We start from the raw sequence: 25,811 nt of genomic DNA on the forward strand, positions 1-25,811 counted from the left end.
GTCATTTACTTATCCCGATAGCCTGTTTAGACTCTGCGCACTTTCCTTTTGAATGGCATAAGTCTATGACTTTTTCTGAACTCGCATTGAACCCGGCACTTATCGCTTCCTTGCCTTCATCGATCAATACTCCCACACGCATCCAAGAGTTAGCCATTACGGCCACTTTGACGAAAAAAGACGTGCTTGCCTTAGCGCAAACGGGCAGTGGAAAAACCCTGGCATTCGGGTTGCCGTTACTGCAACAACTGATTTGCCATTCAAAAGATGAATCTGAGCTTGGGGTTAAGGGATTAGTGATTGTCCCGACAAGAGAGCTTGCTGTACAAGTGAGTGATTCGCTGCAAAAGAGCGCTCAAACGGTTGGTGTTCGCTTAGTCACGCTATGCGGAGGGATACCTCAAGAGGAGCAGATCGCACAAATGGATCGAAATCCTCACCTCATCGTCGCAACGCCAGGTCGCTTATTGGATCTTGTTAAACAGAAGCATGTTGACCTCAGCTCACTGACTCAACTGGTATTAGATGAAGCGGATCGACTGCTCGATATGGGGTTCTGGCCTGATATCCAAACACTGCTTGGCTTAATGCCTGTCTCTCGTCAAACGTCTCTATTTTCAGCCACATTGCCTGACAATTTACGATCTCTTGCAATGGATATATTGGATGAACCACTACAACTTGAAGCACACACAGCAAACAGCGTTGTAGAAGAGATTAATGAACAACTCTACTTGGTTAATAAAGGAAGCAAGACTCAAGCTTTACTTTCGTTAATCAAGCAAAGTGCTTGGAAGCAAGTGTTAGTCTTCATCAGTGCACGTGACAATGCCGATAATCTCACAAAAAAACTGGCCAAAGCAGGCATATCTGTCGCGGCTCTGCATGGCAATAAAGATCAAGCAGTGAGAGAACAGACATTAGACGATTTCAAATCTACTAAAATCCAAGTGCTAATTGCAACCGATGTCCTAGCTCGTGGCATTCACGTAGAAGCACTGCCTGTAGTGATCAATTTCGACCTACCGCTTAGTGCGCCTGTATACGTGCATCGAGTAGGAAGAACAGCCAGAGCAGGCCAAAGCGGTTTAGCCATCTCATTAGTCTGTCATGGGGAAAGCGAGGCACTAAATGCAATCCGATCTCTGACGAAGCGTGAGTTATCGTTATCGGAACTAGACGGGTTCCCGGTCACAGATAAACCGACCACCAGCAATTCAGGGGAAAGGAAGCGCGCACCAAGAGATAAGCAAGCTAATCGAAGAAGTGCAAAAAAGCGCAGCATCAAACAATTTAAAAGTAAAACGGATCGCTAACCAGTCGCTAAAAATATGCAATGGCCTGATTCACTACGATGAAGGCCGCTAACTCAGCGTCGACTTTAATTCAGTATTTTTTGATTAGGTATTTACTTTAATTAAACCCCTACGCTAATCAAATGACGCTAAGTTAGTCGTTGAATCCATTACATAGCAAGTGGGGTCTTATGAGGTCGAGATAGGAAGAACCCTTGAAATAGATCGACATTACATTGCAAGCAATTATCTAGTATGTCTTGAGTTTCAATACCTTCAGCGATCACCAGTGATTGCACATCACGCCCCAACCCCACCGCATGTTTCAGCTCTTGTTTTCCATCAGGAAAAGGGACATCCACAATACTTTTATCCAGTTTTAAAAAATCAGGTTGGATGATTTTAACGCGCGAAATGGTCGAGTGATCCGTTCCGTAATCATCCACTGCGACTCTGATATTGCTCTTTGCCAGAGCTCGAATGCCGCTTATCGCAAGATTCTTATCGCGCCCTTCAAATTCCATAATCTCATAAATGATTTGGTCAGACCTTAACTGCAATAGCGCTAATTTCTTTAATAAACTATCAATCGCGGTTTGATCGTTTGCGACAAGTTCAAAAATTGGAGGGGCTACATTAATAAATATACATTTATTTCTATAGATAGAGCGTGAAAAGTTGATGACATGAATCGCAGAGCACATCAATGTGGAAAAAATTGACTCTTCATCATCTCCTTCTATGGATTTAAAATAGTCGTAAGGGCTAACTGGATTCCCTTGAGAGTCAGAAATTCGAACTAAAGCCTCAACACCATAGACTTCCATATCTCTGTCATAAATAGGTTGATAAAAACTATTGAAAGACATGCCATGATGCACAGTGTATGCAAAGCCAGCTTCGTCGAGCCTAATGAGCTTCTCAACTTTATCGCGTATCTTTATATAGTCGTACTCAAACCCCATTGGCACTCATCCTCAATAAAAGCAGATACAAAAAGCCTAACACAATTGTCAATGTCATAGGTCTAGATTCGTAAGAAGTTGTAAGCAGCTCACTCATTCAATATCCCATACTTTATTTTGATTAAAATTCAGCCCGACAACGCTCAAACTATAGACAAACCAACATTGAGCGATCACAAAGCTAGATGCTTCCCCCTGCATACTCATCACATAAAAAACTAAAAAAATGGCAGGCTTGTTAGGGCCTGCCTAGGTGTCTTTTTCGTTTCAATTTGAATCTATGTTTCACTCTCTGTCACGGTAAGAGGAGATACAGGCACTTCTAAGAAACACGCAATCACTCGATATAACTCAGCCTCATCGACATTAATCACCCCATCAGACTCGATAGCAAGACGACAAGCCTCTAAGAATGCCTGCTTGTGCAATGGTTTAAGCTGAACTAAAAGTTGCAGTGCCACTTTGGTCAGATCCCAATTCGCGCTCTTGGCTTTTAATTCAGGTTTGGACATCTGAATATGCTCACAAGCCAGAGTAAAAGCATGATTCGCTTCGGCTTCACTGCTGTGACAAACCCAAACCAATTCATTCAATACCCACCGAGTACTTTCTTCTATCTGAGTCAGCGTTTTATTTTGTTTAACATGGCCTTGAACAGGTAAAAGTAACTTCTCCACCAAGTTAACCACGCACCACTCATCAATCGAATACTCATTGTCGGTATCCGCAAGAGCCTTTAATACATCAAGCAGCTTTTCAATTTGAGGAGGACTCATCGATTTAAGCGCTGGAATTGATAATTCTAAAAGCGATAACCGCAAATGCGAGGGGACTTGATAATCTAACCATGGTGATATTTTACCCCATAACCCCATAGGAATATGGCGAGCAATAATATCCCGTTGTTCATCACTACGATCATAGATCAGAAGCAACGGTATGAAACGCGCACTAAATGGCTCCCTTGCAAATCCCAATAATTCATCAGGGAATTGTGCAATCACTTTCTGGCCAATGTCACCGATATCTTCGGCAACCAAACCATTGGCCAAAACAGAACCACCTACCGCAACAGAACCGCCAACCACAACAGAATCTAACATCTCACTATTTAGCACTCTGTCACGGTTAGATTGAGAAGCAGACTTCGCTTGTTCACGGCTCTCATTATTCCGATCTGTTTTTTTCCGTGGAGAGATAAAATTGCCATCCCACTGTGGTTCAATTCGCTGAATACGATTCTCTAATGGTGGGTGAGTCGCAAATAAGTTATTAAACCCTTTAAGCTGACTCTGACCAAACATCATATGGCTCGCTTCTTGTGCATCACTTGACGCTAATAAGGATTGCTCAGAATGACCACCAATTTTCTTAAGCGCACCCGCAATACCTTGATCGTTACGAGTAAATTGAATTGCACTTGCATCGGCCAAAAACTCACGCTGACGAGATATCGCCGCCTTTATCATTGAACCAAATAGTGTCCCCGCCCAACCGACAAGCATAAAAGCAATACCAATCAAAATCAGTGCTCCGCCACTGTCTTTTGAATTCGATGAACTTGATCGACTGTAACTGCGGTATCGTGAAGTATCTAACACAAAACTGCCAACATGCCCCAAACATGTAATGCCATATAAGAGCCCCATTAAACGCATGTTCAATCGCATATCGCCGTTAAGTATATGGCTAAACTCATGAGCAATAACGCCTTGTGTCTCTTCTCTATTAAAGCTATCTAGTGCGCCTTGCGTAATACCGATAACAGCATCATCGACACTCAACCCCGCAGCGAATGCATTGATCCCTTTTTCATGTTCAAGTAAATAAACCGGAGGCACTGGCATTCCGGATGCGATAGCCATCTCTTCGACAACATTCAATAGCTGCCGATGTTGGGAGTTTGCGGTGTTTGATGAGAGTAAACGCCCGCCCATTTTTTCAGCCAGCCCTTGACCTCCACTATTAGAAAGCTCGATCAAGCGAAAGCTCATCGCACCTAGCACAGCCAGGGTTACACCACCAAGAGACATCAATCCATAACGAATCATTTCAGACTTAGTGACACTGTCACCAGAAACCTGAACATGCGCCATAACAATAACAGCGCTGAGAATGACACTTATCACCAATACGGCACAAACGAGTAAAAAAAGAAGTAGCCCCGTTTTTTTCCTTGCTTCTTCCTGATGTTGGAAGAAATCCATTAGAAACTCACCTTAGGTGCCGCTTGCATGGCTTCACTCTCTGCAAATTCCAACAATTTACCATCTTGAAAGTTAAACATATTGGCAAAAAATAGAGGTGGGAATGTCTGTTTATAGGTGTTGTAAGTGGTCACTGAGTCATTAAAGGCTTGGCGGGCAAAAGCGACTTTGTTTTCAGTACTCGTCAACTCTTCTTGCAGGTTTGCCATTGTGTCATTTGCTTTGAGTTCAGGATAAGCTTCAACGACAATATTCAGCTTTCCTAGCGCACCTTGAAGTTGACCTTCTGCTTGATTTAACTGTTTGATCGCACTTTCGCTGTCTGGATTCTCACTTGCCGCTTTAAGACCTGACATGGCTTGATTTCGCGCTTGAATCACTCGTTCAAAGGTCTCTTTTTCATGCTCCATATAACCTTTTGCGGTTTCAACAAGGTTGGGGATTAAGTCATATCGTCTCTTTAACTGAACTTCTATTTGAGAAAAGCCATTCTTAAAACGATTTCTCAGCGTGACCAGTTTGTTGTAAACCGAAACCGCATAAACAGCCAAAAGCACTAAAATAACAACGAATACAATCAATGCAGTCATACTACTATCCATATTTTATTTAAATGAATCAGTTTTATAACAGCTATTTAGCTTATATGCATCCGCAATCTATAAAATCACGATCAAGTCTTAAAGTTAGTCAAATAATGATAAACAGAAAAAGTTATGCTCCGATTCTTCTCGCGACCTCATCTCATAATCAATCTATGATGCAGGGTTGTAATTGCGTATACTTTGCTACCAAATTCCACTCTAATGCAGTAATAAAACCATGATTATTTTCACCACCAATGTCGGCGATATAGAGATTAACCTTGATTTAGAAAAAGCCCCTATAAGCTCAAAAAACTTCTTAAAATACTGCCAAGATGGCTTCTATACTGGCACTATTTTTCACCGAGTGATTAAAGGATTCATGATTCAAGGTGGTGGTTTTACTCACGAAATGGATGAGAAAGAGACTCGTGCCTGCATTGTAAACGAAGCGAATCGTGGCCGTAAAAATATGATAGGTACTCTAGCAATGGCTCGTACCGATGCCCCGCATTCCGCTACGGGACAGTTTTTTATCAACTTAGACAATAATGATTTTCTTGATCATACTGCCACAACGAATGCAGGCTGGGGCTACGCCGTGTTTGGTGACGTCATGGCGGGAATGGATGTGGTCAATAAAATCGCACAAGTAAAAACAACGTCTAAACACGGGCATGATGATGTGCCTTGCGAGCCTATCATCATAGAAAAAGTGACCATTTCATAGTGTTACTCTTGCTCACTTTTTAACAGAACATCATTAATGAAGTGGCTTAAACCTAATGGTACGGTACAAACATACCGCTAATTAAGTTATCACTCATTAAAAATATATCGTTAACAGTCTAAGTAAGGTATAACGGCGCGATGAAAATTCCAAAACGTATACAACCACTAATTGACGACGGTCTTGTTGACGATGTTATCGGTCAATTAATGAGTGGTAAAGAAGCCTCCGTATTCACAGTACTTTGTGGTGAAGAAATTCGCTGCGCCAAAGTGTATAAGGAAGCAAGTCAGCGCAGTTTCAAAAAAGCCGCACAATATCAAGAAGGTCGAAAAAGCCGTAATAGCCGTCGTGGTAGAGCGATGGAAAAAGGCTCGAAATATGGCCGAGCTCAGCAAGAGAAAGCTTGGCAAACCGCTGAAGTTGATGCGTTATATAAATGCGCAGAAGCTGGAGTTAGAGTCCCTCGTCCTTTCGGCTGTTTTGATGGTGTTCTATTGATGGATCTCATTACAGACGAAGATGGTGACGTTGCTCCACGCCTTAATGATGTCATGATGTCTGAAGAACAAGCTCTTGAAGATCACGCTCAAATGATGGTCTACGTGACTCGTATGCTGTGTGCCGGAATTGTACATGGTGATTTATCCGAGTTTAACGTTCTCGTTGATGAGTACGGCCCTGTGATTATTGACTTACCTCAAGCAGTAGATGCATCGGCTAATAATAATGCAGAAGTAATGCTAGCACGAGATGTGAATAACATGACGAGCTATTATGCTCAATTTGCTCCTCAACTCGCGGCGACGCAATATGCAAAAGAGATGTGGGCGTTATACGAAAAAGGGCTTCTTACTCCTGATACCGAACTTACAGGTCTTTTCGAAGAAGATACCACTAGCGCTGATGTTGATGGTATTTTAGATGAAATAGAAGCCGCCTATTATGAAGAGCAAGAACGCCGTGAACGAATCAGTGACGCGGAATCTACTACTTAAATAATGACTTATTTGCTGTTATAACCCGTTATGACAGCAAACTCTCTCAATTTTTCTACTCGCATTTCATTTGAAAAACATCATACCTTTCTTTAATACCTTCATCTTCACACCAACTGTAATCTAAGTTCCAATTTACATTATGAAGTGCTTATAATTCACACTCGAACCTTTATAAAGCGCGAAAGAGCGCTACAATGATAAAATAATAATTAAAGGGTTAGTCGTCGTTATTTTCCCTATCTATGCAATAAATGAAGAGAGTCAATATGACATCCAGTCTCCCATTATTAGAACAAATTAATCAGCTTCAAAGTAAACTTGAGTCCATTCAGAAAACAAATGAACAATTGAAAACTGAGCTAATTGTCAGCCAAGATAGATTTACTCGTTCACTGATTAATGCTAGTGAAGGCTTATGGGACTGGAACCTAGAAACAAATGAAATTTATTACTCCCCCCGTTGGAAAAAAATGCTGGGATACGATGATCATGAGCTGAGTAATACTCTTGATACATGGATTCAATTAATTCACCCCGATGACAAAGAACCCACTTTAGAAAAATTATTTTCCTATATTTCAGGTCAATCACTCTCTTATGAAACTGAAATTCGGATGATTCACAAAGATAATTACTATGTCCTACTGCATTCTTGCGCCATTAAATTAATTCGAAACTCTGACCGTTCGCCTACCAATATTATTGGTTACCATTTAGATATTTCCAAACAGCGACATGCTGAAACCTTCACTCAAAGTCATAACCAAATTCTGGAGATGATTGCCAAAGGTGAGCCAGCTAAAAAAATCTATAACGCGATTGGGCTGCTATATGAAAGCAGGCATGCAGGGCTACGATGTTCAATGCTAGAACTTGAAGGCGATATACTACTTCACGGCGGAGCACCTAGCTTGCCGAAAGAGTATTGTGATGCGGTTCATGGCTTAAAAATTGGGCCTAATATTGGCTCTTGCGGGACCTCTACATACACAGGGAAAAGAGTCATAGTTGCTAATATTGAAACGGATCCCAAGTGGGCTGCAATTAAGCATGTCGCCCTACCTCATGGAATGCGGTGCTGTTGGTCTGAACCAGTAAAAAGCTCCTCTGGTGAAGTCCTAGGTGCATTTGGCATGTACTATGATCACCCCGCAGTACCTAACGATGAAGAGTCTAAAGATCTTATTTCTGCTGCCATGCTGACGGGGATTGTCATGGAGCGAGATCAGAATCAAAAACGCATCCAATCATTAGCTTTTGTCGATGAACTTACCGGGTTATCTAGCCGTGCCCATTTTTATCAAGCACTCGAAAAACTTATCATTGAATCAAAAGAACATGATCTACGTTTCAGCCTTTTGTATATCGATCTTGATAGTTTCAAAAATATTAACGACAGCTTAGGGCATGATGTGGGCGATCAGCACCTCAAACAAATAGCAACTCGACTCACTGCGTTAAAAGAGAATGTATGCTGTCATGCTCGTCTAGGTGGGGATGAATTCTGCCTTATCATCAAGGAGCAAGGTAATAATTCAAATGCAGAATCTATTGCAAAAGAGTGTTTAAAGCTTATATCTATGCCCTCATCTCTTGCGGGCCGCAAATGTATTCAAACTTGCAGTATCGGAATTTCGACTTATCCCGATGACGGTTCCGATCTGAAAACACTATTAAAAGCCTCTGATATTGCACTATATTCAGCTAAAGATTACGGCAAAAACCACTATATTTTCTACAATGAAGATCTATTGCTCAAAGCGGAGTATCGCTTTCAAGTAGAACAGCTTTTGAGAGACGCTATCAATAACAATGAGCTATCTTTGGTGTATCAGCCTCAATTTGATTTCCTAACTGGTAAACTCATTGGTGTTGAAGCTCTGTCACGCTGGCATCACCCTCACCTTGGGCAAGTTTCACCTTTTGAATTTATTTCAATTGCGGAACGAATCGGCATGATTAAACCATTGACTGAAAGCGTATTAAAAAAAGCATGCACTCAAACCGTCTCTTGGATAAAAGCGGGAAACCCTCACTTAATCGTAGCCGTCAATGTTTCGCCAAGTCATTTCCTTGATGATGACTTCATTCCATTGATTAAACGAGTGCTTGAAGAGACAGGGATAGCACCGCAAAACTTAAAATTAGAAGTCACTGAAACGATCGACCAAACTCAACAACAAAATATTTCAGCCTTTAAGAAATTAAAAGAGATCGGTGTACTTATTGCTATTGATGATTTTGGGACTGGATACTCATCTTTCGCATCGCTAAAACATCTCAATGTCGACTACTTAAAAATTGATAAGTACTTTATCGATGATCTTTTATCTGATGACAAAACGCATCTATTAATTGGTTCAATTATCGATATGGCGCATAAACTAGGCTATAAAGTAATTGCCGAAGGTATTGAAGAGGAAGAACAACTCAATATTCTTAATGAGCTGAAATGCAACATCGCTCAAGGCTACCTATTTAGCGAACCCGTTTCCGCTAATGACATATCAGAACAACTTGCGATATTGTCTCCGAGCTCACAGCCCCAGCCAGTTCTCAAAAATAAGTAAGCACTACCTTTTGGTATTTTTCTCAGGGACTCATTGAGACATATATTTCGTGTTTGCCATCATGTGGTGTTTTAGTATCGCTCTTGTGAAGTTGAGTGAGCGATGCTGTTCACTTAAACAAAATATAACCATTTCTTTAGATGTATTCTCTAAGATCGATACCGCTCAAGCCTCAATTCTCTTCACTATATTATCAATCGTTAATTTAACCTTTGCTAACTGAATATTTGATCTTGTGTGAAAATATAATTATTCGTGACATTTATAAATGAAAGCATCCTCATACAGTGATAATGTTGAGCTATAGAGTTATTACTCTAACTCAAATATTAAAAGGGGATTATTATGAAATACATAACACCCATTTCATTACTTTTCGCAGTCACTTTAGTTGGTTGCCAAACAGATGAAACCGCCACCAACTCGTCTGCACAATCTAATGCAAATGCCATTACTCAGCAAAAACGTGAACTCGCGAGACAGCTTAGTCAAAGCTACAATAATCTTGAAACAACATTAAAAACGCAGATTAATGCTCAACATTTAAATATTTCTGTCTCTCAATTATTCGAATCTCAACCAAATGCTGACTTCAGTCAAAAGATGGTAATGGCCGACGCTCAAATTCGTTCAATGAAAGGTATTGAAGAATTCACTCCTGAAATATTAGAGTTGCGTATTGCTGATATATCGATGGTCAAAGAGTGGAAAGAAGGCCAGAGCCCATTATTTGCATTCGAACCCAAAGGGGATGACGAAACATGGCAGTATATTGAAGCATTTGATGTTTATGGCCAAGTCCACCAGCTGGATGTTGACCAATTACCAGATGTTCCAGTTTTTGTAGTTGATAGTAATAGTAGTAGAGAGCTCACCGCTGGTGTACAAGCAATGCGGAATGAGATGAACAAACTTGATAACGGCATATCACTCAGCACCAGGAAAACAGACAACGGTTCTTTTGCGACCGCAACAATGCAAAAAAATATAACGTCTGATGATCCACAACCGATTTCAACAACCATACTGAAAAAAATTCGCTTAGCCGATGATCAAGAACCTTGGATCTCGGGTAAAGCAGAAATCTATGCCATTGTGACTGGTATCAACCCGAGCCGCGATAAGCCAATTGTTGATTTAGTAGAAATGCCGTACTTAGACTACGACAATCAAGATTACCACCCTAATCAGATCATGATTCAGTGGTCTCGCTACCGTTGGGGTGCAGCAGATCTTATCCTAATGGAGCAAGATGATGGCACCGACTACAAGGAACTTGGCAAGTTGTTAGTCAAAGTAGCAGAGGAAGTCTTGAAGTTGATACCAGATCCAGAAGTTCAAGCTTATGCCATCATTCCTCAAATTACAGGTAAAATCATAGACGCAATCCCCGATGGTCTATTAGTAAATGATGATGACTTTGTTGACGTATTTTACACCTTAATGCAAGACACTGATTATGTGGATCACCCAGCCGCTAGTGGTAATGCAACGGCAACATTCGAGCCATTAACAATCAACCCAACTCGTCAATAAAAATAGGAATAAGTAGATATACGTTAGTTCATATATCTACTTATTAATCATAACTAAAATGCGTTAAGTAACATCAAGCTCCCCCTTTTCGGAGCCTTTTGTGTCGCTAAATAATTCCACCTAATCTCAAATTCTTCGACATATTATATCCAGTAACCATAAAGCCCGTCTCTTGATATAACGCCAATGCACGTTTGTTGTGATAAGCCACTCTAAGCTTGATTTGAACAATCCCACCCTTGACTAACTGCCCTTCCAACAGCTTCAACGCTTCGGTTCCATACCCTTTACCGCGACATGATTCATCCACATAAAAATCATAGATAGACGTAGAGTGTTCCGCTTCATTTGGACAGTGCCACAAATACCCGACAACGCGAGACTCAGCCTCAATACACAGTAGTTTATGTACATCTGTTTTATATCCATCAGGGAAACTACGTAAAAGGTCTTTACGAGCCAATGTCTGTGCAAGCTCAAGTGAATGCCCATAGTTTTCCGCAATTTCTTGGCTGTAATCCGCTATAAAATAATCACAAAAGGCAGGATACTCTTCTTCTCGCATTGGTCTTAAGGCTATTACCATAACTTTCATCCTTAAATCGTATTTCATAAATGACTTTTGAAGCTCAATGTCCAAGTTACTGACCAACACCAAGCTCATTTGAGCTATTATTGTGTCAATTTAAACAATAAATTGGCTAACTGGGCATTATATTTAGTGATTATAAAAAATAAGTCCCCCACTCTGGATTTATTGCACTATAATCTGCGGCCGTATTTTTGGTTATGCTTATGTTTGGTATTAGCCGTTAGTTTTAGGAACAAGATATGTCATTTGCATCACAAAATTTTTCTCCCGAAATCGTCAAAGCTCTTACTGAATGTGGTTATGAGAAGTTAACACCTGTTCAGCAGAAAGCGATTCCGATGGCTCGTCGTGGCCACGACATTCTTGCTAATGCTCAAACAGGTACGGGTAAAACCGCTGCATTTGCATTGCCAATTGTGCAAAATATTTTAGATAAAGCAAAGCCACGTAGCCGTCACCAAGCTCGTGCGGTGATCCTAGCACCAACACGTGAACTTGCTGCTCAAATTGCGCAAAACGTCCAAGACTACACCAAATATACAGAGCTTAAGACTGTCGCGATTTACGGTGGCGCAAAAATGTCATCTCAAGAACGAGCATTAGAGCAAGGTGTTGACATCCTTGTCGCAACTCCAGGCCGTTTAATTGAGCACTTAGAGCTAAAAAACGTCTCTTTAGTTAACCTAGAGTTCCTTGTTTTTGATGAAGCTGACCGTATGCTTGATATGGGCTTCATTTCAGCGATTGAAAAAATCATGTCCGGTATCGCATCTAAGCCACAAACGATGCTGTTCTCTGCGACCTTCTCTGCGCAAATGAATAAACTGGCAGGTGAGATCCTTCGCCAACCGAAACGTATTGCCGTTGCTCGTGAAAATGTCACTGCAGATACAATCGCACACGTTGTTTATCCTGTAGAGCAAGCACGAAAGCGTGAGATGCTTTCTGAACTGATCGGTCGTAAAAACTGGAAACAAGTTCTCGTATTTGTAAACTATAAAGAAACCGCCAATGAGCTTGTGAAAGAGCTTAAATTGGACGGAATTAAAGCGGTTCTTTGTCATGGTGATAAAGCACAAAGCGCACGCCGCCGCGCATTAGATGAGTTTAAAGAAGGCAAAGCACGTGTGATGATTGCAACGGATGTTGCTGCTCGTGGCTTAGATATTCAGAACCTGCCGCATGTAGTTAACTTTGATATGCCATTCTTAGCTGAAGATTACGTTCACCGTATCGGTCGTACTGGTCGCGCAGGTCAAAAAGGTCATGCTGTCTCTTTTGTAAACCGCGAAGAAGAGCTAACGCTACAGCAAGTTGAGACTCTTATTGGTCAGCGTATCTACCGTAAAGAGCTTGAAGGTTATGAGCCAAAAAACCGAGACGCACTAATAGAAAAAATGCACTCAAAGCCGGCTTTCAAAAACCGTAAAACGCGCACAAACAATCCTAGTGATGCGAGCCAAGGTGATGCAGAGCGTCGTGCTCGTCTACGTAAAATGATTCGCAATAAGCAATAAGCAATACGCAATCAACAATCACTACAAACATTTAAGGGCGATACTTTTCAGTATCGCCCTTTTCTATTATTCATCATTAAGATGCGTTTTTTAAATTACGTTTTGACGGTTTTCGCTGATACAAGTTAGAGATGTTACCAATCAACATAAGCAAACCACCCCAAATCAAGGCGCTATCAAACGGTTCATTGTAGAAGATAATCCCAACGACCGCGATTAAAGGTAAGCGCAGAAAGTCTAAAATAGTCACCGTTGTCACTTCCGTCATTTGCAGAGCTTTACTCATACAAAAGTGAGCGGATAGAGCAGTAAAACTGATTACTCCAACCCAGAACCATTGATTGCTATTCGGCATGACCCAGTCCCCAATCGACAACACTAACCCCATCGGTAACTGAATTAAGCACATATAGAAAACGATAGTCAGTGGCTCATCGGTTTTGGATAATGATTTCGTTGATGTGTGGGCTACAGCAAAACAGACAGCAGCACCTAAGACGATGAATGAATTGCTATCAAATATATCGCTTCCAGGCTGCACTATAACTAAAACGCCAAGCATACCAACGCAAATGGAGATTCCCTTTTTCAAGGTTAATCGTTCATTCAAAAAAATGGCTGCAATAATTGCCGCCCAAAATGGCACGGTGAACTCCAACGCAAACACTTCCGCCAGTGGCAATAAAGCGATGCCAAGAAACCAGCCATACTGAGCAATGAAGTGAAATACGTTACGAAAGGCATGAGTTCGTAAGCGGTGAGTTGATAAAAGAGAACGCTTACCAAGAGATAATATAATCCCGCTAATAATCAGCAATCCAAAAATACTACGCAAGAAAAGTGCTTGGAAAGTTCCGATTTCACCACTCAGTTCTCTTGCTCCAATCGCCAACATACAAAATGACACTAAAGCTCCTACCATCCATATCAATGACTTCATCGGTGTGAGAACTCCTTTCTGCACAAATTTGTCGTCTAATTGTTTTACTCTTTAATCAGTAATAATCCAAGACGACCTTTGTCTCGAATTCCATCGGGTTTATTGACTAACTTCTGTTTCAATATGGAAAAACCAATCTGTCTACATAGATTAACGAGCTCATCGACTGGGTAGGCATCGTAGTAAAACTCTACATCAAACATGGTTCCGGTAAATGCTGGAATATTTTCTTTACTACCACCGCTTGAAATGATGGCCACGCCATCCTTATCTAGTGCGTTATACACTTTCCTCAAAATCTCTTCGTGGTGTTCTCGGGGTATATGGAATAAGCAGTCCCAAATAATGATCCCTTGATAAATACTCCCGATATCATAGGTTTCTAATTTTGCATGGATAAACTGAGCTTGAGGAAGTAGAGATCGTGCGGATTGCAGCAGCTTTTCGGAGCCATCAACACCAAGAACTTGAAAACCATGTTTAATCATTAGTTGATCAATTGGAATACCAGTACCGCAGCCAAGATCAAGAACATGAGCATTTAGTGGTAGACAGTGAATAAATTCGTTAAATAAGACTTTATCTGGGGTAGGTAGATTCTGTCGTATTTCAGTCCACTGCTGTGAAATCAGATCGTAATTCGCTTTCATCATCAAATTCCTTTTGATACATAGCTTTTGATACATAGCCCCTAAGTGTCAATAATAATGGGAATCTCACTATCAATTTATATGGTTTAAGAGCATCACTGGTTTGAGTTATTGAGATCTTCACGATCAGATTTTTTTAATTTACTGACCACCAACTTATACGATTGAACGGCCAAATCTTGCAGCATCGCTTCATCAACATCACCATTGATTGCAATTGAAATCCAGTGTCGCTTGTTCATATGGTAACCCGGACGAATGGCATCAAATTCACTGACGAGCACTTCCCCATCGGCAGGCGTACATTTCAACGTCACATAGGGATCATCTGAGGTCTGAGACGTTAACGCAAACATTTTACCTTTGACTTTAAATACTAAAGCCTCAGGTCCAAATGGATAACTCGATTCTGCCGCGACACATTGTTCTAGGTAGTCTTCAATAGATTTTAAGGTCATCATAAGTTAGTGCTTATTGGTAAATGAACATACTATTATTGATAACAAATCTCTTTCAATTCATCTGAGAGCCATTACTCAAAATCGGCCAACAAGTTTTTTAATAATCCATTGGCCTGTTGAATCTGATCTGGCGTTAATGCCGTCACTAAACGGGTTTGAATATCGACATGTTGCTCTATCATTTCTTCAATTAAATTCAATCCTGTGGTTGTTAATATCACCGTCACACTGCGTCGGTCCTTCTTACTATGCTCTCTCTCGATAAGACCTTTCCCTTCAAGCTTGTCGAGTCGGTTCGTCATAGCACCAGAGGTAAGCATCATTGATTCAATCAATTCTGAAGGGGTTAATTTATACGGTTGTCCCGCTCGGCGTAGCGTAGCCAGTACATCAAACTCCCCCATTTTTAGATCATATTGCTTATGTAACATCGCCACCTCTGCTTCCATGTGTTTAGTCACACGCATCAAACGTCCCATTAATGCCATCGGATCAGTATTTAATTCAGGCTTCTCTTTTGCCCACTGAGCGACAACTCTATCAATCGCATCCATATACCCTACTCCGCAGATTCAAACATCAAGATTAAGTATCTTAGCACGAAGTGTCTTAACATAAAGATACTTTACAGTGCGTAATTTAAAGCGTAGATTACACACAAATATCTTCACATAAAGATAATTAATATGAATATACTTCTAGCGATGATCCCTGCCTTCTTTTGGGGTACCACCTATGCGGTGACTCAATACACTTTACCCGACTGGCCTCCGCTTTTATTAGGAGCAATTCGAGCGCTTCCCGCTGGTTTACTCTTACTCATGCTAAAGCCGAGTTTGCCAGAAAAAGGTGAATGGCGAATTCTGTTCAGTTTAGGTTTAATCAACATTGCCATATTCTTTAGCTTGATCTTTGTGATGGCTTTAACCCTTCCTTCTGCCATCTCTGGTGTGGGAATGGTTTCTGTCCCTGTTTTTGCCATGCTGTTCCACTGGGTAAGATATAAGCGACGTCCGACAACTGTTCAGGCAATATCTGGGACATTACTGATTTTTTTGGCGTGGAAATTATTCGATCCTAACTCTATTACACTGAACCCCGTTGGTTTATTGGCCATGGTAACGGCCATTCTCTGCATTGTGATCGGCAGCGGCATAACAAAATCACTTGGAAACCGTATGCATTGGTGGAAGGTTTTAAGTTGGCAGTTAATTATTGGCGGAGCGATTTTAAGCTTAGCGGCTGCACTGCATTCTGTTATGAACCCCAACGTTTACACTCATGCATTAGCTCAAGTTGACTTCAAAAATGTAGCTGGCTTAAGTTGGTTAGTGATTCTAAATACTGCGTTTGGGTATGGTATGTACGTTTGGTTACTGCAGCGAATGTCTGTCGTCGATTTCACATTTGGGGGGATCGCAAATCCAATTGCGGGAATTATTACGGGATTACTTCTGTTAGGTGAATCTTTTACATTGCTTCAATACGCACTGATGGCTGGTATGATCATCACCTCTTTACTTCCACAGATACTCATTGCATTGAAAAAAAGCAATTCACCAAATTTGTCGCAATCGAGCTAAGCATCGGATCTCTATTAATCGGCAGAGTTATCATTCCGTAGTCCATTCATTCACTTCTATAGATAAGTAACTCTGCCCATACATTTAATAAAGTCTGCAATTTAGATCGCAAAATAGGCAAGGATTAACTAGAATAACAGAGGTTTCTCACTAAAAGCGCTTGAATTTGTTAGTACTTTGTACGAAACATTGCACCAATGAGGGTTTTTCGTTAAAGCACCATTAATTACAGGTTCAATGAACTCAAGTTTTTTGTAATTATGCCTTTTCTCGTCAAACTAAGTGATCGTATAGTCAAGCTAGCCATTAGTAATTCAATTAATAGAATGAATAATGAAAAAAGACGAATTTCAAAAATCTACGGCTAATCTTAAAAAAGCAGTTCCACTGATGATGAAGAACCGTGTCTCAACGACACCGGCGAATTATGCATTGTGGTATACCTACGTTGATAATGCCATTCCTCAACTTAATCGTGAGATGGACGGCATTATTGAACATTATGGTATTTGCCCACCAGCAACTGCCGAGCAACTTTACAATAATTATGTCGCGAGTCGTTCTGAAACAAACATGAATGAATTACGCGCCAGTATTGAAGTTTTGATCAATGAAGTCGCTCACTCTATGAATGATACGCTTGCTGACACTTCGGCATTTTCAGATATGATCAACCAAAGCTTCAGTAATCTTTCTCGTGTGGAAGATGAAGGTTTGTCCATGGATGAAGTCATGAAAGTGATCAGAAAGCTGGTGTCTGAATCTAGAGATATTCGTCACTCGACTCAATTTTTGAATACTCAGTTGACCACGGCTAGCGAAGAAATTTCTCGTTTGAAGTCACAGCTTGTGGATGTGCAAAAAGACGCGCTTTTTGATAGCCTTTCTAGTCTTTATAACCGAGGCTCATTTGATCGCGATTTAGAGACATTGTGCAAAGCAAATCAACCTATGTGCCTGATTTTAGCAGATATTGATTATTTCAAATCATTCAACGATGAGTACGGTCATCTATTTGGTGATACCGTTATCAAAGGCATTGCTCGTCGGCTCCAGCTCAGTTGTAGAGATGGCATTACCGCTTATCGCTTTGGTGGTGAAGAGTTCGCAATCATCGTACCAAATAAATCTCTCAGAATTGCACGCCAATTTGCAGAAACTAACCGCCGTAGCATTGAAAAACTATCGGTAAAAGATCGACGCAGTGGCAAACAAGTTGGGAATATCACGGCATCCTTTGGGGTGGCCGAATTTATTGAAGGTGAGTCACCTATTCAGTTGATCGATCGTGCAGACAAACTATTATATGAAGCAAAAAAACTAGGTCGAAATAGAGTAATGCCGATTTAGTTTTGCACATACATTTTTGCCGATCCCGTTTCAGCTAATTCAGTAATAGCCCAATTCAGTAACAACCCAACTCAGTAACTACCCATTTAGTTATCTCAGATTGAAACAAAGAAGGCTTCCCAATCGGGAAGCCTTCTTTCGGTTTGGTATCACTAGATATTAAAACAATAATCTAGACAGTAATCTTCACCACTTTTCGCTGTAAATTCTTTATCTTCGCTGCATGCTCTTGGTTTTCCACGCTCATCACCTTTTACTAAGCTAACCCAATGTCGCATGGCCGCCATGCTCGACTCTGTTGGGATTTGGCTAAATGTGGTGCAAGTTTCGAGTTGAATATCATCGATACTAATCAGCTCAACACAACCTGTCCCCTTACGACAGCCAAACTGAACCTCAAGGTGGCTACCACTACCATCTTTCAGGAGAATTGAAGCAGGGTCCGACTTTTCTCCCATGTATGCTACAAAGTGTTTTGGGTGTTTCAAACCACTGTGCTGACCGTTTTTGAAGTAAGCCAGAACGTGGCGATAGTCAATTACGTAGCTTGTTACATCTTGATGAGTACCATTTTCTAGTGGAAAAAGTCTATCAAGTAGCTGTTTAGCTTTGATCTGCTTTTCGCTCTGCTGGTTTGCGCTGATAGTCTCTACGGCAAAGACAGCTTCAGCGATAAATGGTTTGTTTTGTTTTTGTATTTCTGTTTTATCGAATGTAAGCATATTCATAGTCTTTCCCTCTTGGCTAACTATATTGTTGGTTAACTATCCCTGTCTTCAGCTCTATTTTTACTCTGCAAACGTGGTGATTAACTCATCAAAACTGTGTTCTAGAGCAATTATTCCAAACAGATGTTTATTTTTGTTATCGGTTTGTGAATTGCTTAGTTTGTAGACTACAACTTTTTTGACTACAATTTCACAACAAAAATTTTACAGTGTGAATTTTACAAAATGGCCTTATCAAAAAGCTTAGTCAGACAGTCACATTTCTTAGGGACTAAAATTAGAAACCTTAGAAAACGTAACCATTTAACAATGGAAGATCTCTCTGCACGATGTATACGCGTCAACCCAGAGTACGCGCCATCCGTCTCTTATCTCTCGATGATTGAGCGAGGAAAGCGTGTACCAAGCATCGATATGCTAGAAGTCATCGCGAACGTTTTTCAAAAAGAACCCACTTGGTTTTTAGATGATGAACCGGAGCAACAAGCAATCACTCCAGATAAGGGAAATAGGGGGGGGATCAGTGGAATGGCATTAGAGCCAAGCTTCCTGTTCTCTAATGACATTCTACAAATAGCGATACCTGAAATGTTGTCGCAGACGGGAATCACAGGGCGCCAATTTGCTCACCTTTTAATTCGAGCACACCAAGAGAGCTTACAAAATCACTTCCCTGACCTTGAACGTGCCGCAGAAGAGGTTGGACTTAAGAGATTAAATTTAGCCGTTGAAGATTTGATCGACATTGCGAAGAGTTTGGGGATACAAATTCGCTGGGTCAACCGAACCCCAAAAGATGTAGTCGACGAATTAGGCATCAATGCAAAGCAGCTAGTCACCTCTTTTTTTGAGCCACCAAGTACCATTTACCTCAATGAAATACTCAAGCAGTACCCTACTCGCCTGAAGTACGATCTGGCGGTTTACATCGGCCATTGTATTTTACACAGTAAAGAAGGCTTGAAGAGTGTACTTTCAGTTGGGCATAACAGCAGTTGGGAGGACAGCGGATCTAGCGAACCAACCTCGGTTCTCAATTCACAAGATATCTTACAAGCTTGGCGCGACTTTGAATCAAGCTTTTTTGCTGGCGCGCTGCTCTGCCCTAAAGTCCCTTTCCGCCAGTTACTGGATCGCAGCGGTTATGAAATTGACGTACACAAACTCGCAGGTGTTTCTCCATCTGTTGCAATGAGAAGAATGACGGTTGTTTCACCTTACCCACACTGGCACTATTTCGATGCCTATGGCCCAGGGAAACTAAAAGCCGTCTATCGCGGTAATGGCATTCCTCTACCTTGGGGTAACATGAGAACCGTTGCAGACCCTTGTCAGCATTGGGCGGTATTTAGACGCCTTTCTGAACCGAAAGCTGGCAGCTCAGCACAAATATCCATACTGAATGTTGGCGATGAGCCTAGAATCTACTGTTGCGAATCGGTCAACATGACAGATCCTGCAGGCAACAACCGAGTGTTATGCGCTGGTATTGATTTAAACCCAGCAATTGATGCACAAGGTGGGGATTCCCGATCCATTGCTGAAGAGCTAAAAGCGTCCTGTGTGAGTAATGGTGGATCCGTGATCATCCCAAGGCATATTAAGAAAGATCTCACGACGATTGCAAAAATCCTGAACATTAACTGGATAGAACGCGGCATTGAAACTGAGGCTCGTTTAATTTGCTCTAGAGGCGGCTCATGCCCTAGAAAGCCAAGTTGCTACGCGAAATGTGGTGAAGAGTAATATCAAAGAAAATAGATGAGTAACCGACAGTGAACAGCACAAAAAAATAAAGGCTAAGCCACTTTTGCTTAGCCTTCCTTTTTTATATTCAAAACTCACACCATTAAGGCGTTATATGAACAAAGCTAATACGTTGTTTTGTTAAGCCTTCAATCTGTTCAATTTTACCCAGACTTTGCTTGGTTTGAATATCTCCTTGATAATAATAAGGTTCGATCACGCCTTTGTAGCCTTCAGGTAATGCAAAATAGAGCTGAGCAGGCTTCTTGTAATACTGTTTGGCGCTTAAATACCCAACTAATGCATGCTCAAATTGATGGTAACCATTACCCCAATGGAACGCTTTAGTACTTCTGGAGTTTAACCCTACCCCACCATATTGATGATCGACCCAAGCATTCATGAAAGCATGCTGTGTATCCGATTGCTGGGTGATCCGACTGCCATCCAACATGTTCAATGTCATTGAAGATTGATCCAGTTCCGCCCACTCCCAAGAAGAGGTCCATGGATTATATGGTCGACTCTTCCATCCAGAGACCTTTTTTCGTCCATGCCACTGGGTTTTCAGCGGTTCAATGAAATAAGCTTCCGCGACTGAAAAATCATAAGTATTACTGGCTCTGTCGACGGTGACTCGCATCCCTTGTTCACCCAATGTTTCCCAATCTGTATTATCAAAATATCTTCCAACCAGATAGGTCATCCAGAATGCTTTTGTTGTGTGAGCAAAATCATTGTGCTTTGCCTCTTGCATCATCATGGCTTTGTGATGAATAGCACCATAGTATCGTTTCTCTTCCACAGAATAATACTGTTTCGTCATTTGATCTGTTAGCCAATAAAGATCCTGACGCCATTTTTTCTGCACTTTCTCGGGTAATAACGGGGTGACAAGCAGCAGATAGCCGTTGATCTGATCGAGTTGAGCCACCAACTCTCGCTGTTTAGCACTCTGCTCATCGCCATCTCTTAACACCCAATTCAAATCATTATTTTTGAGGTTCTTATACTGCTCAAAGATGAATGCTTGCTGTTTAATTAATGCCTTTTCCACTACAGGATCACGAGTCAAATAGTAATAAAAAGCCAAACCAACTAACGCATATGCTTGATCTTGTGATGTTCTCTGTTGCCACTCCAAACCTGGTTGTCCATCTTTAACGAAGCTGATGAACCCACCATGTTCGTTATCTATTCGATTTCTCAATAGAAAATCGACACCAGACTTTGCCAAAGCGAGCGCTTCTTCATTACCAGTCAGATGATAAATCACCCCATACGCGTATATTTGTCGAGACTTCATTCGAGTGTAGTCACGATCAAAATGCGGTGATATCCAGCTAAGGTTTAATTCGGGACAGACGTTATTAACATCTAACACCTCACCATTATCACAACGGAATGTAGGGAAATTGCCTTCCGGAACTCCTTTCGCAGATTGCATTAACCAGTATGGCTGTAAGCCTTCTTTCGCATGTTCTATCCATTGATCGCCAGTGGGCAAAGGAAGCGTTTTTTCAGGAGTGAGATCGGTTACGGCTGCCAATGGGGTTGCAGAAAACATTACTGACAGTAACAAACTGAATTTATAGTTTTTTCTATGTGTACTATTGAAATAAGACCGTGCCATGCTTAACCCACTCCTGATTCAGAAATGGTGAATATAAGTACTAATACTTACGCATACTGTCTAAACGATCACAGGAAAAATCAATATCGGGACATTAAATTTATAATTTAAGGAAGGGCGCACATACTGCGCAAATTTATGCAAAAAAAAACCAACCACAAAAACTGTGATTGGCTATATATTTGTGTGAACAAGGTATCATTCACTAACAACGTCAGTTGGCTAGGTGACCCTCGGCTTAAGAAGGGTCACTATTAATAATGCAGAATGTGTGCCAACTTTAAATGTCCATTTTATATGCCATTACGCACACTTTTAAAGCGATAATCTTTGATTTTTTGCATAACGCATTTTCATTTTGCAAATTAGCATGATTTTGCTAGTGAGCGCTTTATAAGTTATTCATCTAACAAAGTATTGTCTTTAATACTAAACGCAGATCGATAGAGGTACTCAGCTTGTTTAGTTCAAAATTATAAATGCATACAAATTACATAAATAACACAACCAACAACACTTCGATCACATTAATTACAAAAAATCTCACTTTTGATAATTGATTCATTTGTTGATAATGAAATCCACAAAAACAGCACCTATACTCTAACTAGGATTTCTATAATTATAAAAAATACAGCTAGGGATTTATCAATGCGCTCACTACTACGCCAGTTCCCCCTCTACATTATTGTCACCATTATCGCAGGTATACCTTTAACCCTATCCATAATTTTAGCCAGCTTATCTGTCATTGAATTTAAACAAGAATCATCACTTTCTTCGCAAGATCAAGAAGTGGTAGAGCTTGTGATCCTCTATGACAACATTGCTCATAACTTGGCGGTAGAGCGTGGACTTACCGCTGGAGTGCTAGGCAGTAAAGGTAAAGCCGCTCAAGTAGAGAAATTAAAAAAGCAGCGTAAGGTTGCAGATACTCATATACAAGCACTTAAAGGCTTTTCACCTGTTCACATAAAGCCAGAGTTAGCGTCAAATTTAATGGGTGATGTTCAAAAACAATTAAGCCGTTTAAGTGAAGTTCGCCGTCAAGTAGATACCTTGCGTCCCAACTTGTCTCCTTTTGCTTACTACTCGGATCTCAACCAGCTCGCCATTGATAACGCAATCATGCTGCTCGCCAGTATTAATAATTCTGAAATAGCCTCTCTTGGTAAAGCATTAACCTCTGTCGTTGTCATGAAAGAGCGTGCTGGGCAAGTTCGTGGGGCGCTAAATGGCGTGTTCTCACGAGGTAATGCAACGGCTGCGATTTACGCCAATGTGCAAAATTACATCAGCTCTGGCAATTATGCTCTGCGCAGAGCAAAAATTGAAATGCCGACTCAATTCCAACAGCAGTTAGAGCTCGCGAGAAACTCGTCGACATGGAAAAATGTGAATCAAATTAAGGACTCATTCTTATCTCAAAAGTCCAATCTCAATAATATCGATGGGCCTGATGCAAGCTCATGGTTTGGATTAGCAACAGATCAAATCAAGCTGATTAACCAAGTACGCAACCAACTTCAAACTGAAATCAGCACCATTTCTACTGAACAAGCCATTCGAGCAAACAACTTACAAAACTCACTGCTAGTGGCGACAATTGTCATTGGAGCGTCTCTCTTATGGGCTCTTGTATTTTGTGTTACAGGCCTGCGTCATCGTGTTGGGTCTCTCACGACGCACTTGGGTAACATGTCTGCACAACGAGATCTAAGTGTTGAGCTTAACTCAGTAGGTAAAGATGAAATTTCATATATTTCTCGTAGCATAAATCAACTCACCCAGAATATCCGCTCGTTATTATCGGATGTCACTAGTACCAATAACAACAGCACACAACGATTGAACACGATTGTAAGCAACGCTCAAGAGCTAGGTCAGAGTAGTCAATCAACCACCGCTAAATGTGCAAACATAGCCACCGCAATGACGGAGTTATCTCAGTCTAGCCTTGAGATTGCCGCCTCTGCTGAAAGGGCGCTAACTGAAACTGATGAGATGAAGAGTCAAGTTCTAGAGTGCCAATCCCAAAGTGAAGCTTCATTTAATTCTGTAGAAGGGCTGATTACTCAGATTAACGAAACAGAAGCTTGCATGCTCGAACTGGAGCAAGATACGCAAAGTATCAGCCAAATTGTAGAGACCATCAGCGCCGTTTCAGAACAGACTAATTTATTGGCATTGAATGCCGCGATAGAAGCCGCACGAGCAGGTGAACACGGGCGCGGTTTCGCCGTTGTCTCTTCCGAAGTACGTGATTTAGCTCATCGTAGCCAAGAAGCGACTGAAAGTATCAGTAAGCTACTGGAAAAAATCACCACCAATACGAATAAGTCTGTTAGCAACATGAATAAGAGTAAACAAGCGAGTGATGACACTTTTGTATCGGTTGATGTGGTACGAGAGAGCGTGGCTAAACTGGAGTCGGTGATTGAGCAAGTCAGCGAGCACATTACGAGTATTGCCAATTCAACAACTGAACAATCGAAAGCCAGCGAAGATGTCGATAAAGATGTCGATACATTATCAGAAATTGCAGACCAAACTGGCGTTCTTGCCAATGAGTTAAACACTATTGTGACCAGCTATAAAGAGGAAGTGTTTAACGTTCAAGAGCAACTCAATAAGTTTAAACTCGTTTAATCTCTTTTCTCTCAATCATAAACAATGGCGCTGATGTTTTTCAGCGCCTTAATTTTGAGTAATAACGAAATTAAACGTGCCAGTTCACGGTCTACATTGGGACGGCTCTCACCCCTCACTTCTGAGATTACGACTTGATTATAATACCCCTTACTACCCTAGCTCTAATTGCCTTTGCTGCTAATTCTGTCTTATCTCGACTTGCTTTGGGATCTGAATTAATCGATGCGAGTAGCTTTACGAGTATCCGATTATTTTCAGGTGCCATCACACTCTACGCTCTTATCAAATTATATTTACCACCACGCGTTCACTCTCAAAGCTGTGACTATCAAAGCAATGACTTTCAAAGCTGTGATTTTCAAAGCAATGATTCTCAAAGTTATCACTCTCAAAATAGACAAAAAGGAAGCTGGAAAGCAGGGATTTTGCTATTTGTATATGCGGTAACATTCTCTTTCGGTTATTTATCTTTAGACACTGCAACAGGTGCACTAATCCTATTTGGATCAGTACAAGCAACCATGCTAATCAATAGTTTACTGTCTGGAAACAAAGTAACTCGAAATGAAATATGGGGAATGATCATTGCCTTTTCAGGTTTCCTTTACCTTGTACTGCCTAACGTAGACACGCCATCACTATTTGGATTCGGATTGATGATGGTGTCAGGCGTTGCGTGGGGAATGTATACCATTAATGGTCGTTCGTCTAAACAGCCTCTCATCGATACTGGATTCAATTTCATCCGAACCTTACCGTTCGCTGTAATTCTTTTTCTACTCAGTCTGCATCAAGCGCATTACACCCTTCAAGGCATATTACTCGCTTATGCCTCTGGCTCTTTAGCATCTGGCGTCGGATATGCGATTTGGTACTACGTGCTACCTCAGCTCAGTGTCATTCGAGCCGCATCATTACAATTGCTGGTGCCTGTCTTATCGGCGGTTGGAGGGGTTCTATTTATGAGTGAAAATATCACCATGCATTTTGTCATGTCCTCAGCATTAATACTCGGAGGGATCATGATCGTGCTAAAGGCTAAAGAATAGGTTTTTCATCAACTCCATGCCA

21 protein-coding genes are annotated in these 25,811 nt (G+C 41.1%); 11 read left to right on the top strand and 10 right to left on the bottom strand.

The window, feature by feature from the left end; all coding sequences use genetic code 11:
• Positions 1–65: 65 nt before the first annotated feature.
• The gene (locus tag L4C39_RS02170) at positions 66–1,316 is read left to right on the top strand and encodes a DEAD/DEAH box helicase (protein ID WP_113800148.1); all 1,251 of its coding nucleotides are present in this window, start codon (positions 66–68) and stop codon (positions 1,314–1,316) included.
• A gap of 149 nt (positions 1,317–1,465) precedes the next feature.
• Here L4C39_RS02170 and L4C39_RS02175 read toward each other — a convergent pair whose 3' ends face one another.
• The 3 genes from L4C39_RS02175 to L4C39_RS02185 form a co-directional block, all read right to left on the bottom strand.
• Positions 1,466–2,260 (bottom strand): EAL domain-containing protein, encoded by a 795-nt coding sequence (locus tag L4C39_RS02175; RefSeq protein ID WP_429744143.1) that lies wholly within the window; start codon positions 2,258–2,260, stop codon positions 1,466–1,468.
• Between the two features lie 278 nt (positions 2,261–2,538).
• The gene (locus L4C39_RS02180; protein ID WP_429744145.1) at positions 2,539–4,467 is read right to left on the bottom strand and encodes a M48 family metallopeptidase; all 1,929 of its coding nucleotides are present in this window, start codon (positions 4,465–4,467) and stop codon (positions 2,539–2,541) included.
• Entirely contained in the window at positions 4,467–5,057 is a 591-nt protein-coding gene (locus tag L4C39_RS02185) for a LemA family protein (RefSeq protein WP_429744147.1), read from the bottom strand. The genes L4C39_RS02180 and L4C39_RS02185 overlap by 1 nt, the downstream gene beginning before the upstream one ends.
• A 232-nt stretch (positions 5,058–5,289) precedes the next feature.
• On the opposite strand from L4C39_RS02185, the gene L4C39_RS02190 reads away from it, so the two are divergent.
• The 4 genes from L4C39_RS02190 (at position 5,290) to L4C39_RS02205 (ending at position 10,888) form a co-directional block, all read left to right on the top strand.
• A complete protein-coding gene (locus L4C39_RS02190; RefSeq protein WP_429744149.1) occupies positions 5,290–5,781 on the top strand; it encodes a peptidylprolyl isomerase in 492 nt (163 codons plus the stop codon).
• Between the two features lie 140 nt (positions 5,782–5,921).
• Positions 5,922–6,779 carry a PA4780 family RIO1-like protein kinase gene (locus tag L4C39_RS02195; RefSeq protein ID WP_017054434.1) on the top strand — a complete coding sequence of 286 codons (858 nt, stop codon included), beginning with the start codon at positions 5,922–5,924 and terminating at the stop codon, positions 6,777–6,779.
• A 269-nt stretch (positions 6,780–7,048) separates the two neighbouring features.
• Positions 7,049–9,352 carry an EAL domain-containing protein gene (locus tag L4C39_RS02200; RefSeq protein WP_371711492.1) on the top strand — a complete coding sequence of 768 codons (2,304 nt, stop codon included), beginning with the start codon at positions 7,049–7,051 and terminating at the stop codon, positions 9,350–9,352.
• A 345-nt stretch (positions 9,353–9,697) separates the two neighbouring features.
• Positions 9,698–10,888, top strand: coding sequence for a DUF3103 domain-containing protein (locus L4C39_RS02205; RefSeq protein ID WP_113800137.1), 1,191 nt, complete (start codon positions 9,698–9,700; stop codon positions 10,886–10,888).
• Between the two features lie 106 nt (positions 10,889–10,994).
• Here L4C39_RS02205 and L4C39_RS02210 read toward each other — a convergent pair whose 3' ends face one another.
• Positions 10,995–11,474, bottom strand: coding sequence for a GNAT family N-acetyltransferase (locus tag L4C39_RS02210; protein WP_429744152.1), 480 nt, complete (start codon positions 11,472–11,474; stop codon positions 10,995–10,997).
• A gap of 245 nt (positions 11,475–11,719) precedes the next feature.
• Between L4C39_RS02210 and L4C39_RS02215 the strand changes: the two genes are divergently transcribed.
• Positions 11,720–12,997 carry a DEAD/DEAH box helicase gene (locus tag L4C39_RS02215; RefSeq protein WP_017054438.1) on the top strand — a complete coding sequence of 426 codons (1,278 nt, stop codon included), beginning with the start codon at positions 11,720–11,722 and terminating at the stop codon, positions 12,995–12,997.
• 76 nt (positions 12,998–13,073) lie between these two features.
• Here L4C39_RS02215 and L4C39_RS02220 read toward each other — a convergent pair whose 3' ends face one another.
• The 4 genes from L4C39_RS02220 to L4C39_RS02235 form a co-directional block, all read right to left on the bottom strand.
• A complete protein-coding gene (locus L4C39_RS02220; protein ID WP_113800134.1) occupies positions 13,074–13,937 on the bottom strand; it encodes a DMT family transporter in 864 nt (287 codons plus the stop codon).
• Between the two features lie 44 nt (positions 13,938–13,981).
• Entirely contained in the window at positions 13,982–14,590 is a 609-nt protein-coding gene (locus L4C39_RS02225; protein WP_429744155.1) for a class I SAM-dependent methyltransferase, read from the bottom strand.
• A 92-nt stretch (positions 14,591–14,682) separates the two neighbouring features.
• Positions 14,683–15,045, bottom strand: a complete 363-nt coding sequence (locus L4C39_RS02230; protein ID WP_429744309.1) for an MmcQ/YjbR family DNA-binding protein — start codon at positions 15,043–15,045, stop codon at positions 14,683–14,685.
• A 74-nt stretch (positions 15,046–15,119) separates the two neighbouring features.
• Positions 15,120–15,602 (bottom strand): MarR family winged helix-turn-helix transcriptional regulator, encoded by a 483-nt coding sequence (locus tag L4C39_RS02235; protein WP_429744156.1) that lies wholly within the window; start codon positions 15,600–15,602, stop codon positions 15,120–15,122.
• Positions 15,603–15,734: 132 nt separating this feature from the next.
• Between L4C39_RS02235 and L4C39_RS02240 the strand changes: the two genes are divergently transcribed.
• Positions 15,735–16,631 (top strand): DMT family transporter, encoded by an 897-nt coding sequence (locus L4C39_RS02240; RefSeq protein WP_171755757.1) that lies wholly within the window; start codon positions 15,735–15,737, stop codon positions 16,629–16,631.
• Between the two features lie 333 nt (positions 16,632–16,964).
• On the top strand, positions 16,965–17,981 hold the full coding sequence (locus L4C39_RS02245) for a GGDEF domain-containing protein (RefSeq protein WP_017054444.1): 1,017 nt from the start codon (positions 16,965–16,967) through the stop codon (positions 17,979–17,981).
• A gap of 152 nt (positions 17,982–18,133) precedes the next feature.
• Here the strand turns inward: L4C39_RS02245 and L4C39_RS02250 are convergent, their stop codons facing one another.
• Entirely contained in the window at positions 18,134–18,709 is a 576-nt protein-coding gene (locus L4C39_RS02250) for an aldolase/citrate lyase/malate synthase family protein (protein WP_017054445.1), read from the bottom strand.
• A gap of 225 nt (positions 18,710–18,934) precedes the next feature.
• Here L4C39_RS02250 and L4C39_RS02255 point away from each other — a divergent pair, with 225 nt between their 5' ends.
• Entirely contained in the window at positions 18,935–20,455 is a 1,521-nt protein-coding gene (locus tag L4C39_RS02255) for a DUF3612 domain-containing protein (RefSeq protein WP_084654819.1), read from the top strand.
• A gap of 103 nt (positions 20,456–20,558) precedes the next feature.
• On the opposite strand, the gene L4C39_RS02260 is transcribed toward L4C39_RS02255, so the two are convergent.
• A complete protein-coding gene (locus L4C39_RS02260; protein ID WP_429744311.1) occupies positions 20,559–22,022 on the bottom strand; it encodes an AGE family epimerase/isomerase in 1,464 nt (487 codons plus the stop codon).
• 717 nt (positions 22,023–22,739) lie between these two features.
• Here L4C39_RS02260 and L4C39_RS02265 point away from each other — a divergent pair.
• Together L4C39_RS02265 and L4C39_RS02270 are read left to right on the top strand one after the other, a co-directional pair.
• Complete coding sequence (locus L4C39_RS02265; protein ID WP_429744159.1) at positions 22,740–24,737, top strand: methyl-accepting chemotaxis protein; 1,998 nt, start codon at positions 22,740–22,742, stop codon at positions 24,735–24,737.
• Positions 24,738–24,871: 134 nt separating this feature from the next.
• Positions 24,872–25,789: a DMT family transporter gene (locus L4C39_RS02270; protein ID WP_429744161.1), complete on the top strand. Its 918-nt coding sequence runs from the start codon at positions 24,872–24,874 to the stop codon at positions 25,787–25,789.
• Positions 25,790–25,811: the final 22 nt, after the last annotated feature.

Origin of the sequence: Vibrio clamense, from assembly GCF_050337905.1 — a bacterium.
Lineage (GTDB): Bacteria > Pseudomonadota > Gammaproteobacteria > Enterobacterales > Vibrionaceae > Vibrio > Vibrio cortegadensis.